The sequence below is a fragment of the Novosphingobium sp. 17-62-19 genome (genome assembly GCF_002256775.1).
In the GTDB taxonomy this organism is placed as follows: Bacteria; Pseudomonadota; Alphaproteobacteria; order Sphingomonadales; family Sphingomonadaceae; genus Novosphingobium.
In genome coordinates this window covers 1-17,187 of the sequence record NZ_NCII01000072.1, presented here as the reverse complement: position 1 = coordinate 17,187, position 17,187 = coordinate 1, and the positions used below count along the sequence as shown (strand labels likewise).

Annotated in this window: 13 protein-coding genes; 8 read left to right on the top strand and 5 right to left on the bottom strand. The window is 62.4% G+C overall.

Translation table 11 applies throughout. The features are described 5' to 3' along the window. Window positions 1-111: 111 nt before the first annotated feature. Window positions 112-1,107: a tetratricopeptide repeat protein gene (locus B7X90_RS13205; RefSeq protein WP_292625162.1), complete on the bottom strand. Its 996-nt coding sequence runs from the start codon at window positions 1,105-1,107 to the stop codon at window positions 112-114. Between the two features lie 278 nt (window positions 1,108-1,385). Here B7X90_RS13205 and B7X90_RS13200 point away from each other — a divergent pair, with 278 nt between their 5' ends. The 4 genes from B7X90_RS13200 to B7X90_RS13185 are packed head-to-tail and all read left to right on the top strand — an operon-like array spanning window position 1,386 to window position 7,637. Then, window positions 1,386-3,962, top strand: coding sequence for a cyclic nucleotide-binding domain-containing protein (locus B7X90_RS13200; protein WP_292625160.1), 2,577 nt, complete (start codon window positions 1,386-1,388; stop codon window positions 3,960-3,962). A gap of 3 nt (window positions 3,963-3,965) precedes the next feature. Next, window positions 3,966-4,874 carry a hypothetical protein gene (locus B7X90_RS13195; RefSeq protein WP_292625159.1) on the top strand — a complete coding sequence of 303 codons (909 nt, stop codon included), beginning with the start codon at window positions 3,966-3,968 and terminating at the stop codon, window positions 4,872-4,874. 7 nt (window positions 4,875-4,881) lie between these two features. Continuing rightward, window positions 4,882-6,765 (top strand): cytochrome c3 family protein, encoded by a 1,884-nt coding sequence (locus tag B7X90_RS13190; RefSeq protein ID WP_292625158.1) that lies wholly within the window; start codon window positions 4,882-4,884, stop codon window positions 6,763-6,765. 17 nt (window positions 6,766-6,782) lie between these two features. Continuing rightward, window positions 6,783-7,637 carry a phosphodiesterase gene (locus tag B7X90_RS13185; RefSeq protein WP_292625156.1) on the top strand — a complete coding sequence of 285 codons (855 nt, stop codon included), beginning with the start codon at window positions 6,783-6,785 and terminating at the stop codon, window positions 7,635-7,637. A gap of 11 nt (window positions 7,638-7,648) precedes the next feature. Here B7X90_RS13185 and rpoN read toward each other — a convergent pair whose 3' ends face one another. Further along, the gene (rpoN, locus tag B7X90_RS13180) at window positions 7,649-9,142 is read right to left on the bottom strand and encodes an RNA polymerase factor sigma-54 (RefSeq protein ID WP_292625155.1); all 1,494 of its coding nucleotides are present in this window, start codon (window positions 9,140-9,142) and stop codon (window positions 7,649-7,651) included. Between the two features lie 43 nt (window positions 9,143-9,185). Further along, entirely contained in the window at window positions 9,186-9,962 is a 777-nt protein-coding gene (gene lptB / locus B7X90_RS13175) for an LPS export ABC transporter ATP-binding protein (RefSeq protein ID WP_292625154.1), read from the bottom strand. A 217-nt stretch (window positions 9,963-10,179) separates the two neighbouring features. Here lptB and B7X90_RS13170 point away from each other — a divergent pair, with 217 nt between their 5' ends. Beyond that, window positions 10,180-10,569, top strand: a complete 390-nt coding sequence (locus tag B7X90_RS13170) for a hypothetical protein (RefSeq protein ID WP_292625153.1) — start codon at window positions 10,180-10,182, stop codon at window positions 10,567-10,569. A gap of 82 nt (window positions 10,570-10,651) precedes the next feature. Beyond that, entirely contained in the window at window positions 10,652-11,998 is a 1,347-nt protein-coding gene (locus B7X90_RS13165; RefSeq protein ID WP_292625152.1) for a TldD/PmbA family protein, read from the top strand. 251 nt (window positions 11,999-12,249) lie between these two features. Here the strand turns inward: B7X90_RS13165 and ppa are convergent, their stop codons facing one another. Beyond that, window positions 12,250-12,786, bottom strand: coding sequence for an inorganic diphosphatase (ppa, locus tag B7X90_RS13160; RefSeq protein WP_292625151.1), 537 nt, complete (start codon window positions 12,784-12,786; stop codon window positions 12,250-12,252). A gap of 115 nt (window positions 12,787-12,901) precedes the next feature. Beyond that, window positions 12,902-14,854 (bottom strand): peptidase M61, encoded by a 1,953-nt coding sequence (locus B7X90_RS13155; RefSeq protein WP_292625149.1) that lies wholly within the window; start codon window positions 14,852-14,854, stop codon window positions 12,902-12,904. Between the two features lie 100 nt (window positions 14,855-14,954). Between B7X90_RS13155 and hisS the strand changes: the two genes are divergently transcribed. Both hisS and B7X90_RS13145 read left to right on the top strand, forming a co-directional pair. Beyond that, a complete protein-coding gene (gene hisS, locus B7X90_RS13150) occupies window positions 14,955-16,301 on the top strand; it encodes a histidine--tRNA ligase (RefSeq protein ID WP_292625148.1) in 1,347 nt (448 codons plus the stop codon). Window positions 16,302-16,579: 278 nt separating this feature from the next. Next, a partial coding sequence (locus B7X90_RS13145; protein ID WP_292625147.1) for a PCRF domain-containing protein occupies window positions 16,580-17,187 on the top strand: 608 nt, incomplete at its 3' end.

The following is a 17,187-nucleotide window of genomic DNA, read 5'->3' as shown; positions in this document are numbered from 1 at the left end:
GCGCGTCAACGGGTTCGCTCAATCCGGCTTCAATGAGGTCGCGCACAGCGCCAAACCCGACCCTCAGCGACGCGCGACCTCACAGAACCCTCCAGATTCACGCCTATCGAATCAGGCCCCTGCAATACCCAGACTGGACGCTGCTTCACGCAGTTTGCGCGCGCCTGCACTATCGTTCCGCAAGGCGGTGAGGCCTTTCTGCAAGGATTCAGCGGCCTTTTTCGGCTCACCCAGTTGCATCCGGCTGCGCAAAAGCATGATCCAACCGTCGGCGTTTGCCGGATTTGCGTCAAGCTTTGCCTCAAGCCCTTCGACCATGCCCCGGATCATCGCCTCCTGCTGGCCCTTGGGCAAGGCGGCGGCGGCTTTCATCTGTTCTGACGTGGGACCGGGAATGGCGGCTGCGGCCTTGAGCGGGCCATCGGTGACAGCCCCGCCTGCGGGTGCAGCGAACTGCGCTTCGGCCAGCCGCTCTTCCACCTCGATCTTGTGCTTTTCGCCCACCGCGCGGATCACCGAACGAATATCCTCGGCATAGGGTGCATCTGCCGGGGTATCTTCAAGCAGGCCGAACCATGCCTTGATCGCCTGACGGTGCCGCCCGGACAGGTCCATCGCCACGGCCTGAAAATAGCGGGCGCGCGCATCTTTGGGGTCAAGCTTGATGGCCTTGTCGAAGGCGGCGCGCGCATCGCGCGGCATCCGCCCTTCTTCCTTGCTGGCCAGCACCAGCGCTTCGCCCAGAAACGACCACGACTGGGCGTTTTCGGGATCGATCTTGGTGGCCTTCTTCAGCGCGGTCGCGGCTTCGGCATAGCGTTCGGTCTGGAAGTAGGACCAGCCGAGCATCCGCCAGCCTTCAGCATCATCGGGCTTTTCGGCCAGCTTGGCTTCAAGCTTGGCAATCACATCATCTACCGAGGGCTGCTGGCTGGGCACTGCCGGGGGCGGCACGGCTGCCGGTGGCGGTGTTTCCGGCCCGCGCATCATTGCAACGCCGCCTGCGCCAAGTGCGATCAGCCCTGCACTGATTAGGGCAAACCGGCCAAGGCGCGATGAACCATCCGCCTTTTCGCGGGGTTCAGAGGCTGGCTTCGGCTCGGTCATCATCAACTCCTGCCGGACCACCGCCACACCCCCTTGGGCGAGGGCTGAGGTTTCCGGTTCCGTTTGCGCATATCGCGCCCGATGGTCCGCGCGCAAGTCGGCAGAGCAGCAAGAAGGGTGGCAGCAATGCGGGACTGCATGTTGCTTGGTTGCAATTTGTTTCTGGCAATGCGCGGTGCATCGGTTAATGTCGGTCAACAGGGGTCGCAAATCGGTACGGGAGACAGGCAGGCGCAGGGACATGCGCCGTCGGTTGGCGATGCGGGGGACGCAGGCCGGTGGGCGAGATTTTCAAGGTTGCCATTATTGGGTCAGGCCCTGCGGGGATGAGCGCGGCTAGCCGTGCGGCGCAGCTTGGCCTCAGCCATGTGCTGCTGGAAAAGACGGACCACCTTTCCGATACGATCTTCAAATACCAGAAGGGCAAGCACGTGATGGCCACGCCATCGCAGCTGGTCCTGAGATCCGATCAGGAATTTGACGCTGGAAAGCGCGAAGACATTCTGGATCGCTGGAACGGGCGCACCGCCGAACTCGGCGTCAACGTCATGTACAACGCCGATGTGAAGGCGATCAAAGGCACCGGTGAGGCGATTGCCGGATCGGTGCAGAAGATCGTCAGCCGCGCGCGCGATGGATCGACCACCACCACCGAACTGCAGCGCCACGCCCCGCCCTATGCCATCACGCTAACCAATGGCGAGACGGTGATGGCGCAAAACGTCGTGCTGGCCATTGGCACGCAGGGCAATCCCAACCTGATGCGCTGCCCCGGTGGTGATCTGCCGCACGTGACCTATCAGCTTGATGATCCTTACGCCGTGCTGGATCAGCATATCATCGTGATCGGCACCGGCGACGCCGGGATCGAGAATGCGCGCGGGCTGGTGGAAGATCAGGCGCAGGGCAACACGGTCACCATCCTGAACCGCAACCCCAAGTCCACCAACGTCCGCGAAAGCTTCTCCACCGCCAAGGAGCCGAATGCCAAAGCGCTGATTGAGGATGACGCGGCGGGCAGGCTGACGATCCGCTACGAAAGTGAGACCAAGTCCGTTGAACCGGGCTGGATCACCCTTTCTACCCGCGATGGCGAGGAGCGCATCCGGTGTGACCGGATCATCGCGCGAATTGGCTCGGCCCCGCCGCGCGCCTTTGTCGAAGGATGCGGCATCGAATTTGCGAGTGCGGACCGGCTGGCCTTCCCGACGCTGTCGCCGCAGTTCGAATCGACCGCGCCGGGCATTTTCGTGATCGGTGCGCTGGCGGGCTATCCGCTGATCAAGCACTGCATGAATCAGGGCTATGACGTTGTTGAATTCATCAACGGCAATACCGCACTGAAACCGGCGGACGAACCGCTGCTGGAGGCCAAGTTTGCGGGGCTTCCTGGGCGGCGTTCGGTCAACGAATGGCTCGAATTCCTGCGCGCCAATGTTGCCATCCTTGAGGGCATGACCACGCTGCAGTTGCGTGAATTCATGCTTGATTCCGAAGCCCGCTCCTACAAGCCGGGCGATGTTATCTTCGAGAAGAACGATCCGGGGTCATCGCTGTTTGCCATCGCATCTGGCGCAGTCCACGTGCGGCTTGATCCCAAGGACCCATCGAAGGTCGTGCCGATTCCGTCCGGCTCGATCTTTGGCGAAGTGGGCCTGATTTCCGGGCGCAAGCGCGGGGCGACCGTTGTGGCGGCCGAAGAAACGGTCTGCGTCGAAATCAGCCGCAACGCTGCGCTGAAACTGCAAAGCCAGGTGCCAACCGCCAAACGCGCGATCGAGCGTATTTCTACCGAGCGGCAGATATTGCAGATGTTCGGATCGGGCCTGACGCCTGCTGATATCATCGAAGTGGTCGATGGGTCGAAGATCCAGCAGGTTCGCGCGGGCGAGCCGATCATCAAGGAAGGCGATGATGACCGTGACATCTATGTGATCCGCGTCGGGTCGATGATCGTGGAAAAGGAAGTCGGCGGGAAGCCGGTGTTCCTGTCCTACTTGCCTGCCGGTTCCTACGTAGGTGAAATGGCCGTGATCGATGGCGGCACCCGCACCGCCACGGTGCGCGCCGCGATCAAGAGCGAAGTGATCCGCATCGATGGCAAGGCCTTCCGTCGTGTGCTCGCCGCCAAGCCTGCGTTGCTGGACCGCGCGCGCAAGGAAATGGAAGTGCGCCGCGCGACGAATGCCTTCATCGAAACGAAGAAGGATACGTTCTCAGGGATCGTCGATCTCTATTCAGAACAGGCCAAGTTCCTCGTTTCGCAAGGGCTGGGCGAGGCGACCGACGTTCTGCTGATCGACGAACGGTTGTGCGTGGGTTGCGACAACTGCGAAAAGGCCTGCGCCGACAGCCACGATGGGTTGTCCCGGCTGGATCGCGAGGCAGGCAAAAGCTTTGCCAACCTCCACGTGCCGACATCGTGCCGCCATTGCGAACATCCGCATTGCATGGCCGATTGCCCGCCCAACGCGATTCAGCGTGGGCCGGACGGTGAAGTGAAGATCAACGACACCTGCATCGGCTGCGGCAACTGCCAGCGCAACTGCCCCTATGGCGTGATCCGCATGGACAAGGTCCCGCCAAAGAAGCCGTCGCTGCTTTCGTGGTTGTTCTTTGGTGCAGGTCCGGGGCCGGGCGAGCCGCCATACAAGTGGTCGAAGAAGAACACCAAGTACACCGGCGATCCGGTGGTGGACGAAGCGCTGGACCGCAAGAAGGCGATCAAGTGCGATATGTGTTCGGGGATTGAAGGTGGCCCAAGCTGCGTGCGCGCCTGCCCCACGGGTGCTGCCATCCGCGTTTCGCCTGACGAGTTTTTGACCGTCGCCCGGCTTGAGAATGAGGGGGCCTGAGCGATGGCATCAACCGCAAAAAAGCCTGCGCTGGGCAAGAAGACCGGCTCCTCACGCAAGCGCCAGAACACGCACGAAGGCTTCCTCACCCACAACCGCATGTATTGGGCCAAGCTTTCCGGTGCGCTCGCGCTGGTCCTGACGCTGCTCTATATTTTCGTGCCGCTGCCCGGCACGCATTTCGGATCGAGCTGGCTGGGCTATACGCTGGGCACAATCGGCGCGCTGTTGATCCTCTGGCTGACCATGCTGGGAATGCGCAAACGTGCGATCACGCCGGGGCGGTGGAGCCTGAAGGCGTGGACCAGTGCGCACGTCTACCTCGGCCTGCTCGTCACCGTGGTGGGCACGCTGCATTCGGGCTTCGAATTCGGGTGGAACGTCCACACGCTGGCCTGGGCGCTGATGCTGCTGGTGGTGGGATCGGGGATGTTCGGCATCTATGCCTATGCCACGTTGCCCCGCGCGCTTTCGGCCAATCGTTATGACGAAGAAGGCGCGATCACCGAAAAGCAGATGATCGAGGCGCTGCGCTCGCTCGACCGGCAGATTCACGATGCCGCGCAGCCACTGGATGCGCAGGCGGCGGTGCTGGTGGGGCAAAGCCTCGATCAGGATCCGTTCGGGGGCACGATCTGGAACCGAGTGACTGGCAACTATCCCAATTGCGCCACCCGCCATGCCATCAACGAGTTGCGCGCTCTGCGTGCCTCGCGCCAGCGGACCAAGGATGATCTGCTTGGCAAGATCGAGGCGCAGCTGACGCGCAAGGAATCTATGCTCGAACGGTTGCGACAGCACCTCAAGCTCAAATCGTGGTTGCAAGCGTGGCTCTATGTCCACGTCCCCGTCACTTTCGCGCTGATCGCCGCGCTCTCTGCGCATATCGTCAGCGTCTTCTTCTACTGGTGAGCGAACGATGAGCTTTGTTGTCCGCCAGATCGCGCTCAAATCCAGTGGTGAGGAGATTGTCCGCTCCTCAAATTACGGAATGCGCGAGATGACCGTGGGCCGTGATTCGGCCTGCGCAATCCACTTGCCCGACCTTGCGGTGAACCCGGTCCACGCGCGTATCGCGTTGGGGGCGGACGGCATGTTGACCGTTATCGCGACGACCGAACAACCGTTCGAAGTGAACGGGCGCAGCACGCAGCAGGTCGAGGTCGATCCTGCGGTCGGTGCTGAGCTGGCCTTTGGCGGCCATCGCATCGCGGTTTCGCAGGATGAAGATGGCGCAACGCCGGTGCTCACCGTGCGCCGCGTTGAGGCCGTTTCCGAATCCGCCGAGGATCGCGATATTGGCGCGGCCTATTCGTTGAAAGGATTGTTGCCCGGAAAGCGGCTTTCGGCATGGGGCTTTACGCTGCTGGTGCTGTTCGCGTTTCTGGCTCTGCCGATATACAGCTATATGTCCGCAAAGCCGCTGGCGATGCAGGCCGATGCGCGGCGGGCCGATGGCTTCCACGCTGATGAGACGTGGACATCCGGCCCTTTGAGCGTGTCGCACAAGGCGCTGAACGATGATTGTCAGGCCTGCCACACGCAGGCCTTCGTGGCGGTGACCGACAACGCCTGCCTCACCTGCCATACCAAGGACGCGCACGACCACATTTCGGATAAGGCGCGGCTGGCGCAATCGCGCGGGGCGCCTACCGGCATGGCCACGATGCAGCGCGCGGTGGCTGGCGCGTTCAACCGGCCGGCGGGGCGCTGTGTTGATTGTCACACTGAGCATGAAGGGGCGGGTGCTATGCCCGCCACGCAACAGCAGTTCTGTGCGGACTGCCACAACGGGATGAAGGGGCGCTTGCCAGACACGAAGATCGCTGATGCCGCCGATTTCGGAACGGCCCATCCTCAGTTCAGGCCGACGGTCATCGCCGGTATGGACGGGGGCAAGCCCTTGCTGAAGCGCGTGGCTTGGGATGCGGGTCTGCAAGAGAACAACGGCCTCAAGTTCACCCACGGACAGCACCTTTCAACGACCAATGGCATTGCCCAGATGGTGCGGCGTATGCCCGGCCAGTTTGCGGGCAAGGACGCGCTGCGATGCGCCGATTGCCACGTGGCTGATCCCAGCGGCACACGGTTCCAGCCGGTGAAGATGGAAGAATCCTGCCAGTCCTGCCACTCGCTCAGCTTTGACCAGATCGGCGGCACCACCCGGACGCTGCGCCATGGCGAACCGGCAATGGTCGTGGCCGATCTGCGCGCCTTCTATCGCGGCACTGCGCCTTCGCGCCCGGCCAACCTTTCGGGCATGGCACGGCGCGTGCCGGGCGATGCGGCGTTGCGTTCCACCGCTGCGGACTATGCGCGGGCGGTGCGGTTCTATCCGGGCGGGGCGGATTCGGCGATCAATCAGGTCTTCTCGAAGGGCGGCATGTGCAATGATTGCCATGTGGTCACCCGTGGCGGCACGGCGCAGACGGCAGGCTTTGCGATCCAGCCGGTAGCCCAGAATGACCGTTATTTCCGCAAGGGCTGGTTCGATCACAAGGCCCACGTGCAAAGTGATTGCGCCGATTGCCACACGGGTGCCGCCACTTCGAACAAGGCCACGGACCTGCTGGTGCCCGGCATTGATGGCAAGGGCGGCTGCCGCACCTGCCATGTCGGCGGAGAGGGCGCGAAGCTTGCATCCGTATCCGTGAAGGACCCTGTCGATTCTTCCTGCGCGATGTGTCACTCCTATCACATGGATGCCGGTGCCCCCTGGGTGCCAAAGAATGATCGCAAGAAGCCCGAAGGGCAGAATGTGGCAGTGGCGGATCGTCCGCGCTTCCCGGTCAAGCTGCACTGAGCGGTCGTGGGGGGACGATGCTGATAGCGCAGGTCACCGATATTCACCTGGGGTTCGAACCCGATTCCCCCGGTGAGTTCAACCGGCAGCGGCTTGACCGTGTGCTGGAGGAACTGGCGGTGATGCAGCCCCGGCCCGATTTGCTCGTCGCCACCGGAGACCTGATCGACCGTGGTGACAAGGTCAGCTACGAGCGACTGCGTGAAGCGTTTTCGGGAATTCCGTTTCCGGTCCACTATGCGCTGGGCAACCATGATGTCCGCACGACCTTTGCCGAAGTCTTTCCCGAAGCGACTTTCGACGGTGGCTTCCTACAATATGTGGTCGATGCAGGGCCGCTGCGGCTGATCGTGCTGGATACCTTGGAAGAAGGGCGGCACGGTGGCGCATTCTGCGCGGCCCGCGCGGCATGGCTCAAGGCCCGGCTTGATGAAGCGCCTGATGCACGCAACCTGATCGTCCTGCACCATCCCCCGTTTGAAGCGGGTATCCCGTGGATGAATACCGATCCTGCCGAACCCTGGGTTGAGCGGTTGGCGGAATGTGTGCGCGGCCGCAGCAATCTCGTCGGCATGATCTGCGGCCATATTCACCGTGCAATTGCCACCACATGGGAAGGGACGCTCGTGGCGACCTGCCCATCCACTGCACCCCAGGTCGCGCTCGATCTGCGCCACATTGACGCAGATCTGCCGGACGAGCGCAACCTGATCATCGCCGATCCGCCGGGTTACGCCCTGCACTGGTTCAACGGGCGTGAACTGGTGACGCACTGGGACACGGCAGAGGATCATCAGGTGCTGGCAAAGTTCGATGCGAACCTGACTGATATGGTGCGCGAAATGCTGTCCGAGCGCCCCGGCGCGTTCTAACGCACGCTCCTCTAACGCACTCCGGCCAGCGCTTTCTGTCGCCGCCGCTGCACCGAACTGCCAAGCCCGATCGCCTCACGATACTTCGCCACCGTCCGTCGGGCGAGATCGAAGCCTTTGGCTTTCAGCAGATCGACCAGCGAATCGTCCGAAAGGATCGCCTTGGGATCTTCGGCATCGATCAGGGTGCGGATCGCCGCCTTCACCGCCTCTGCCGAAGCTCCCTCGCCATCGGACGATCCGACGCCCGATGTGAAGAAGTACTTCAGTTCAAACGTGCCGCGATTGCAGTGGAGGTACTTGTTCGATGTCACACGGCTGACGGTGGATTCGTGCATTTCGATGGCCTCGGCCACTTGCCGCAGCGTCAGCGGGCGCAGATGCGCCACGCCATGGCGGAAGAATCCGTCCTGCTGCTTCACGATTTCCGCCGCAACTTTCAGGATCGTCTTCTGCCGCTGGTCCAAGGCTTTCAGCAACCAGTTGGCATCGGCCAGCTTTTCGCCCAGCCACGCCTTGGCTTCCTTGCCCACACAGGCTCCGCGCATTTCCACGTAATAGCTGCGATTGACGATCAGGCGCGGCAGCGTGGCCTGATTGATTGCAATGTCCCAGCCGCCGCCTGCGGTGCTGCGGATCAGGATATCGGGCACCACCGATTCCGCCGCGCCCCCGCCAAAACGCAGGCCGGGGCGCGGATCATAGCTGCGCAGCTCGGCCAGCATGTCGGCAAAGTCTTCGTCATCCACCTGGCACAACCGCTTCAGCCGCGCGATTTCCCCGCGCGCCACCAGTTCCAGATTGGCGATCAGCCGCGCCATGCACGGATCATAACGGTCCGCTTCCTTGGCCTGCAGCGCGATGCATTCGGCCAGATTGCGCGCGCCAACGCCGGTGGGATCGAGCGATTGCACCAGCCCCAGCGCGCGTTCCACCACAACTGCGGAAAGCCCCAGCGCTTCAGCCACTTCGCCAAGGCTGATCCGCAGATAGCCCGCTTCGTCCAACTGGTCGATCAACCAACGCGCCACGAACAGCAGTTGCTGGTCAGACGTGGCCGCGCCGATCTGGGCGTGCAAATGCTCGGCGAGCGTCAGGTCAAAATGGCCATGCTCATCGATATCCGGCCCTTCGCCGCCACTGCCGGTGCTTTCGCGCGCGGAGGACAGTTCGAGCCGCGCGCCATCTCCGGTATCGCGGTCCCGGTCGAGCGCCGAAGCATCGATATCGAGCGGCCGGTCCTCAGCCACGCGCCCTTCGGAAACGAGCTGGTCTACGGGTGAGGATTCCAGGTGCGTGCGACGCAGTTCCTCAGGGAGTGCTTCCCCGATGTCGACCGGCGCAGAATCGCCGACATCCAGCAGCGGATTGGCTTCCAGCGCTTCGCCGATGAACGTCTCAACCTCAAGGTTGGACAGCGCCAGCAGCTTGATCGCCTGCTGCAGCTGCGGCGTCATCACCAACGACTGGGTTTGCCGGATGTCCAGCCTTGGCCCCAAAGCCATGATCTAGATCCTCCCCGAGACCTGCATCAGCCAGCTACGCTCGTCACAGCGTAAAGCCCTCGCCAAGGTAGAGCCGCCGCACGTTGGCATCGGCCACCAGCGCCTCGGGGCTGCCGGCAAACAGCACCTGCCCGCCATAGATGATGCAGGCGCGGTCCACGATATCCAGCGTTTCGCGCACGTTATGATCGGTGATCAGCACGCCGATCCCGCGGCCTGAAAGGTCTTTCACCAAATGACGGATATCGTTGATCGAAAGCGGGTCGATGCCCGCAAAAGGTTCATCCAGCAGGATGATCGAAGGCCGCGCGGCCAATGCCCGCGCGATCTCGCAACGGCGGCGTTCACCGCCCGATAGCGCCATCGCCGGGCTGGCGCGCAGCCGGGTAAGCCCGAATTCATCGAGTAGGCGTTCCAGCTCGGCCTCGCGCGTGGTCTTGTCCGGCTCGATAAGTTCAAGCACGGTGGAGATGTTCTGTTCTACCGTCATACCCCGGAAAATCGATGTTTCCTGCGGCAGATAGCCAAGGCCAAGGATCGCGCGGCGGTACATCGGCAGCTTGGTGATATCCACGCCGTCCAGCAGGATTCGCCCCGAATCCGGGCGAACAAGGCCCATGATCGAATAGAAGCAAGTGGTCTTGCCCGCGCCGTTCGGGCCAAGCAGGCCCAGAACTTCGCCCTTGCCCACAGACAGCGAGATATCGGTTAGCACCGCCCGCTTGTCATAGCTTTTGGCGATGGACACGACCTCAAGCCCGCCCTGCGGAATCGGGGGTGCCGCGTTGGCAGGGGCGGCAGTTTCATCGATCGTTGTCATCAATCCGCTCGGCAGTTTCAATCGCTTGGGTGGCACCATTAGCGGGTCAGCCCCGCACTTCAAACCCTGCGCTGCAAGTCTGGCAGGATTTATGCATGGTAGTTTAGCAAAGCTCCCTTAAATCCCGATGAAAGACGCATCGATTGCAATAGGCCTTGCAGGGCGGGGCAGTGCGTGATCTATTCTGCATGGAGCAGGATAAAAGAGGTAAAGAGCCATGAACAAGGCCTTAAACTCGCAAAGCGCACAGGTCGCACCAGTACAGGCCACCCATTCGGCCAAGGTCGATTGGCGCAAGAAGATGAGCGACAATGTCGCCTATGGCCTGTTGGTCTATACCGGCCTGCAAATCTTCGTGACCATGCACGAGATTCAAGGCAGCAGCGCATCCATCCTGCCGTTGTTCGTGCTGGTGGTGCTGGTCGCCGCGATCATCCCGTTGTTTCGCCATTTCGAACGCCGTTGGGAACACCTGACCGATGAACAGGCGCACAACATGGCCTACAAAGCTGCGTTCCGGCGCGATCAGATCAAGGTTTGGGCGCTGGCTGCGATCCTCCCAATCGTGATTACCGGCGGATACCGCGCGCTATCGCTGCTTTTCTGACAAGCGCTTTTTCCGCCACTGATTGCTAGCGGGCATTCCCTGTTCTAGACCGCGCAACCTTGCTGTTGCGAAAGGTCATTCCATGCTGTCACTCGCCGATGCCCGCGAACGCTGCGAAGCGCTGATCGAGCGCGCGCGCCGCGCCGGGGCCGATGCCGGCGATGCGGTCTATGTTGGCAGTGCTTCCGAGTCAGTCTCCGTGCGCCTTGGCAAGCTGGAGGACGTGGAGCGTTCCGAATCCGAAAGCGTGGGCCTGCGCGTGTTTGTCGGCGGGGCTTCAGCTTCCATCGGATCTACCGACCTTGGCGATGCCGCGCTTGATGAACTGGCCAGCCGCGCTGTGGCAATGGCGCGGCTTGCGCCTGCAGACAAGTTTGCAGGGCTTGCAGCAGAAGACCTGCTGCTGCGTGGCGATGCGCTTGATCTCGATCTTGACGATGCCACCGAACGTAGCCCCGCCGACTTGCGCAGCCTTGCCGAGCAAGCAGAAGACGCCGCACGCACCATTCCGGGCGTGACCAACAGCGAAGGCGGCGGGGCGAGCTCCGGGCGCGGCCTGTTCGCGCTTGCCACCAGCCACGGTTTTTCCGGCGCCTATGCGGCGTCCAGCCACAGCGTTTCGGCCAGCGTTGTGGCCGGAGAAGGCAGCGCGATGCAGCGTGACTATTCGTGGCGCAGCACCCGCCATGCCGCTGATCTGCTCGGGCCGGAAGCCATCGGGCGGGAAGCGGGTGAACGCGCCGTGCGCCGCCTCAATCCGGGCCGGGTGAAGAGCGGACCGATGCCGGTGGTGTTCGATCCACGCGTCGCCAATTCGCTGGTGGGCCACCTGATCGGTGCGATGTCCGGCGCATCGATTGCGCGCCGCGCCAGCTTCCTGCTTGATCGTGATGGCCAGAAACTGTTCGATTCCGCGATCACCATCACCGACGATCCGCTGCTCCCGCGCGGTATGCGCTCGCGCCCGTTCGATGGCGAAGGCCTGCCCACTGCCCCGCGCAAGCTGGTGGACGCGGGCCACATCACCGGCTGGCTGATGGACGCTGCCGCCGCGCGCCAACTGGGCGCCACGCCCACCGGCCACGCCTCGCGCGGGTCATCGGGTGCGCCGCATGTGACCTCCAGCAACGTGGTGTTGCAGCCGGGCAGCCTGACGCCGGCCGAATTGATGGCTGACATCGCCGATGGCGTTTATGTGACCGAACTGATCGGGCAGGGCGTCAACGGCGTGACCGGTGATTACAGCCGTGGCGCTTCGGGCTTCCGCATCGTGAACGGCAAACTGGCGGGGCCGATTGCCGAATTCACCGTGGCGGGCCACCTGATCGAAATGTTCGCTGCGCTGACCCCTGCGAACGACCTCGAAGTGTATCGCGGCATCGATTCGCCAACGCTGCGGGTGGACGGGATGAGCGTGGCGGGGGATTGAGCGCTCGTCGCATTGTACTTTTTAACGGCGTCCGCCCAACAAAACTCTCGTCATGCTGAACTTGTTTCAGCATCCATCTCTCAACACGGCCCGCAGTGCGAGTGGATAGATAGACCCTGAAACAAGTTCAGGGTGACGATACTTGGTTGCAAGGCGTGCGCGCCGTGGGCCTGCGTCCCGACATCAGAATGCAAAAAAGGGCGCAGGTTCAGCCGAACCCACGCCCCCTTTTTCAACTCTGGCGAAACCGCTCAGCCCTTGGCGTTCTTGGCGCGTTCAATGGCTTCCAGCGTGATCTGCTTGGCGTCTTCTGCGCCGCCCCACGTGCCCACGCGCACCCACTTGTCCTTTTCCAGGTCTTTGTAGTGCGTGAAGAAGTGTTCGATCTGCTGCATCACGATCTCGGGCAGATCTTCGCGTTCCTTCACGTCGGAATAGTACGGGAAGGTCGAATCGACCGGCACGCAGACCAGCTTTTCATCGCCGCCATGCTCGTCTTCAAGGTTCAGCACCGCAATCGGGCGCGCGCGGACGACCGAGCCTGCCACGAAGGGCGAACGTGCGATGACCAGCGCATCAAGCGGGTCGCCATCGGGCGAAAGCGTGTGCGGCACAAAGCCGTAGTTCGCCGGATAGCGCATCGGCGTGTGCAGGATGCGGTCAACGAACAGCGCGCCCGATGCCTTGTCGAATTCATACTTCACCGGCTCACCGCCAATGGGAACTTCGATGATGACGTTCAGGCTTTCCGGCGGATTGTCGCCAGTGGGAATCATGTCGATGCGCATCTGTGGCCCTGTTCGTTGGGTGGAGAGAACGCGCAGGCCCTAGCGAAGCCTGTTGTGCGCCGCAACAATACTTATCACGAATTGGCCCTCTCGCGATGGAGAGGGCCATATCAGGTCACTTCTTTGCCGCAGCACCTGGCCGCCTGGGTTCAAGCAGCAGGTCCAGCCCGGTCGGTGCCTTGCCGGGAGCTTCGCGCTCCAGCCACGGATAGCGCAAGCCGTCCTTGTAATCGATGCGGATGGTGTCGAACCGGGTGCCACGCTTGACCAGCAGGTCCAGTGGTGTGCCCTTTTCACCCTTGGCCGCAGTGATCGCCTTTTTCAAATCGTCCGCGCTATAGGTAAGGCCGTTCACCGCCATGATCTGCGCGCCGGTCACGATCCCGGCGTTGAAGGCAGGGCTATCCCACCGCGTGCCGGTAACCTTGCCGTCCTTGTCCAGCGATACGCCGATGGAGTTGGCAAGGCTCAGCCCCTTGCCGAACTCCATTACCGCTTTGGTGTAGGGGTTCGGCTCTTCTTTCCACACCAGCTTGTAGCCGCCCTTGGCGATGCCGTTCAGCGGTGCGGGCTGGCCCGGCTGGTTGATGCGGGTGTCGATCAGCTTGGCCCAGTCATAGGGATGGATCGCATTCAGCTTGGTCACGATCTCGTCCACCTCGAACGGGATCTGGCCATAATCGCCCGGATTCATGCCGAAAAACGCCTTGGCGAAATCGTCGATGGATTTCTTGCCGCCGGTGCCTTCGCGCAGGATCTGGTCAATCTCCAGCCACACCAGCGCGCCTTCGGTGTAATAGTCCTCGTTGCGCGCCAGCGAAGAGTAAGGCTTGGGCTTGCGCGATGCGAAGACCGGATCGAACCCGGTATCCTCTACCGAACGCCATTCACGCCCCGGCTGCTGCGTGTAACCACCGGCCCAGCCCGCCAGCATCCCCAGCACGATGTCCTTGCCCTGCATTCCCGAACGCGCGGCCAGCACGGCACCCCAGAACTGGTCCTGCCCTTCGTAGGTCCACAGCAGATCGCCCTGCATCGGCTGGCGATAGTCGGGCGTCCACAGCCGCGCGGGGCGGCGGAACTTGCCCGACCACGAATGCGCATATTCGTGCGGCAGCAGGTTGCGGTCCCACTCCTGCTTGTCCCACGCGGTGAAGGCGTCCGGCTCAAGCTGGTTCTCGCTCGACCGGTGATGCTCCAGCCCGATGCCGCCGATCTTGTCGGACAGCGCGAGCAGGAATTCATAGTGATCGAAGTGGTTGGCCCCGAAGGCCAGCTTGGCTTCATCCACCAGCGCCGAATGCGCGGCGATATGTTCGGGCTTGGCCTCAAGCTGCTCTGGCTTGTCCGCCACGACATTGAGCGTGACCTTCTGCCCCAGATCCCACTTCTTGAAATAGCGCCCCGCAAAGATTGGCGAATCGACCAGCGTTTCGTAATCGGTCTCGGCCCAGGTCACGCGGTTGCCGCTCATGCTCATGCCATCAAGCGCGGTGGCCGGCGTCCAGCCCTGCGGCAGAGTCACCGTTGGCTTCACCTTGATCTGGCGCACGTAATGGCCTGCGGGGTACAGGCTCATCTTCTCCCACTGCAGGTTCAGCATTTCGGGCGTCATCGTGATCCGCCCTTCACGCGATTCCAGCGGCGAAGTGTGGATGAACTTCGCCGTCACCGCCTTCGCGCCTGCGGGCAGCATCACATGAAAGGCAAAAACCTCAACGCGGTCCCGCTTCCACTCCACCGGCTTGCCATCGACGAAGAATTGCACGCCCACCAGCTCGGCCAGCGGCCCGCGCGGGCCGTGGTTGCCGGGCAGCCATTGCGGGAACAGCAGGATCAGCTCTTTCGCGCCCGCTGCCACCGGGATCACCTGCGTCACGCGATAGGCGCGGCGCATCGTGTCCGACGCATCAATGTCCAGCGTCATCGTGCCGGGATAGGCCACGTCCTGCGCATCGGGCACGGTCTGCGTGATCGGCACCGCCATCGGTGCGGAATTCGCGGCAAGTGCCTGAGTGGACACGGAAAGGGCGAGGAAGAGCGGGGCGACCGCGAGTTTCTTGATCATGGAGGCAGTTCATGACGCGAAGCGGTCACAATCGCAACCATCGGAGCGCACCTTTTTGTCAGTGCTTCCCGTTTTGCCCGAATACGGCTAATCGCGCGCCATGAGTCAGCAAACCCCACAAGCAATCCGCGGCACCCAGGACATCTTCGGCCCCGATGCCGAGGCTTTCGCCTTCGTCGTCGAAACGTTCGAACGCGTGCGCAAGCTCTACCGCTTTCGGCGCATCGAAATGCCGGTGTTCGAAAAGACCGCCGTTTTCAGCCGCTCGCTGGGCGAGACGACCGATGTCGTTTCCAAGGAAATGTACAGCTTCGAAGATCGCGGCGGGGAATCGCTGACCTTGCGCCCTGAATTCACCGCAGGCATCGCGCGCGCCTTCATCACCGATGGCTGGCAGCAATACGCGCCGCTGAAGGTCGCCACCCACGGCCCGCTGTTCCGCTACGAACGCCCGCAAAAGGGCCGCTACCGCCAGTTCCACCAGATCGACGCCGAAGTGATCGGCGCAGCCGAACCGCAGGCCGATGTGGAACTGCTGGTGATGGCCGACCAGCTGCTCAAGGAACTGGGCATTCTGGACGGCGTGACGCTTCAACTCAACACGCTGGGCGATGGCGCCAGCCGCGAAGCTTGGCGCGCCGCGCTGATCGACTACTTCCGCGCCGTGAAGGGCGATCTGTCGGAAGATTCGCAGGACCGGCTGGAACGCAACCCCTTGCGCATCCTCGACAGCAAGGACCCGCGCGACAAACCTTTCACCACCGAAGCCCCGAAGATCGACGATTTCCTGAGCGCCGAAGCACAGGACTTCTTCGCCAAGGTCACCGGCGGGCTGGATGCTGCGGGCGTATCATGGACCCGCGCCCCGGCACTGGTGCGCGGGCTGGACTATTACCGCCACACCGCGTTCGAATTCGTCACCGACCGGCTGGGCGCACAAGGCACCGTGCTGGGCGGCGGGCGCTATGATGGGTTGATGGAAGCGCTTGGCGGTTCGCCCACGCCTGCGGTCGGCTGGGCTGCTGGGATCGAGCGGTTGGCGATGTTGGTGGGGGATTCGATATCAGCCGAGAAGGCTACCCAACGAGCCGACTTCGGAGTGTTTTCTGAAGTTGCCGAGTTCGACCAGCTAGCTGTCGCAGTCGCATCCAGTCTTCGCAGATTTGGTTTTAGCTGTGAGTTGAGGACCACTGGCTCGCCGAAAAAGCGATATGAAAAGCTAGCATTTGACCGGAATAACTTTTTGCTTCGCGTGACGCGAGGGGAGAACGGTCAACCAGTGTTGAAGTCTCGTGCTATTGCCAAATATCCTACGTGGGAACCAGACATTGCTAGAATTTCGGACATCTTAGCAGGTGTGATCCAATTGGATCAGGAGTTCGTTATGGGCCTGCAGGTCAAAGAGACTTGGTCACAAATGGAAGCACGGCTTGGTGCGCCGAGTTGAAGTGGGCCTTCCATGAGCGATTCCAAAGCCCTTGTCGGCCACCCAATGCATCGTCACCCTGAACTTGTTTCAGGGTCCATCTCTCACCCCGCACGGACATTGCCTGCGGAGGGATGGATGCTGAAACAAGTTCAGCATGACGGCGTGATTGTAGGGACAGCCAACCCCATCCCCGTCACCCCGGGCTTGACCCGGGGTCCCGCTGTTCTTCTCGCGGCGCGTAACGACCAAGCGGGATCCCGGGTCAAGCTCGGGATGACGCAGTGTGGGGGCAGCGCATGAGCGTATCAGACGCCCGCCTCGGCCACCTCACGCATCGCTTCGCCGAACTCGAAGCGCGGCTCGCGTCGGGCACGCTCGAAGGCGCTGATTTCATCGCCGCCAGCCGCGACTATGCGGAACTCGAACCCGTGGCCCGCATCGCGCAGGAAATCGCCGCGATGCGTGAGGAACTGGTGAGCCTTGCCACGCTTGACGATCCCGACATGCGCGAGCTGGCGGACGAAGAACTCAGCCGCATCCACGCCGAGCTGCCCGAAGCCGAACACCGCCTCGCCATCGCCATGCTGCCGCGCGATTCGGCGGACAGCCGCCCCGCCATGCTCGAAATCCGTGCAGGTACCGGCGGCGATGAGGCCGCGCTGTTCGCCGCCGACCTGTTCCGCATGTACGAAAAGTACGCCGCCGAGCAGGGCTGGCGGGTGGAAGTCGTCTCGGTCAACGCCAACGACATCGGCGGCTACAAGGAAGTCGTCGCCAACGTCGCGGGCAATGGCGTATTCGCCAAGCTGAAGTTCGAAAGTGGCGTCCACCGCGTGCAGCGCGTGCCGGTGACCGAATCCGGCGGGCGCATCCACACCTCTGCCGCCACCGTCGCCGTCCTGCC

Bases quoted from the DNA above. Each gene is read 5' to 3' on its own strand.
- B7X90_RS13205 (WP_292625162.1), bottom strand. From the start codon at position 1,107: ATGACCGAGCCGAAGCCAGCCTCTGAACCCCGCGAAAAGGCGGATGGT.
- B7X90_RS13195 (WP_292625159.1), top strand. From the start codon at position 3,966: ATGGCATCAACCGCAAAAAAGCCTGCGCTGGGCAAGAAGACCGGCTCC.
- B7X90_RS13190 (WP_292625158.1), top strand. From the start codon at position 4,882: ATGAGCTTTGTTGTCCGCCAGATCGCGCTCAAATCCAGTGGTGAGGAG.
- B7X90_RS13185 (WP_292625156.1), top strand. From the start codon at position 6,783: ATGCTGATAGCGCAGGTCACCGATATTCACCTGGGGTTCGAACCCGAT.
- rpoN (WP_292625155.1), bottom strand. From the start codon at position 9,142: ATGGCTTTGGGGCCAAGGCTGGACATCCGGCAAACCCAGTCGTTGGTG.
- lptB (WP_292625154.1), bottom strand. From the start codon at position 9,962: ATGACAACGATCGATGAAACTGCCGCCCCTGCCAACGCGGCACCCCCG.
- B7X90_RS13170 (WP_292625153.1), top strand. From the start codon at position 10,180: ATGAACAAGGCCTTAAACTCGCAAAGCGCACAGGTCGCACCAGTACAG.
- B7X90_RS13165 (WP_292625152.1), top strand. From the start codon at position 10,652: ATGCTGTCACTCGCCGATGCCCGCGAACGCTGCGAAGCGCTGATCGAG.
- ppa (WP_292625151.1), bottom strand. From the start codon at position 12,786: ATGCGCATCGACATGATTCCCACTGGCGACAATCCGCCGGAAAGCCTG.
- B7X90_RS13155 (WP_292625149.1), bottom strand. From the start codon at position 14,854: ATGATCAAGAAACTCGCGGTCGCCCCGCTCTTCCTCGCCCTTTCCGTG.
- hisS (WP_292625148.1), top strand. From the start codon at position 14,955: ATGAGTCAGCAAACCCCACAAGCAATCCGCGGCACCCAGGACATCTTC.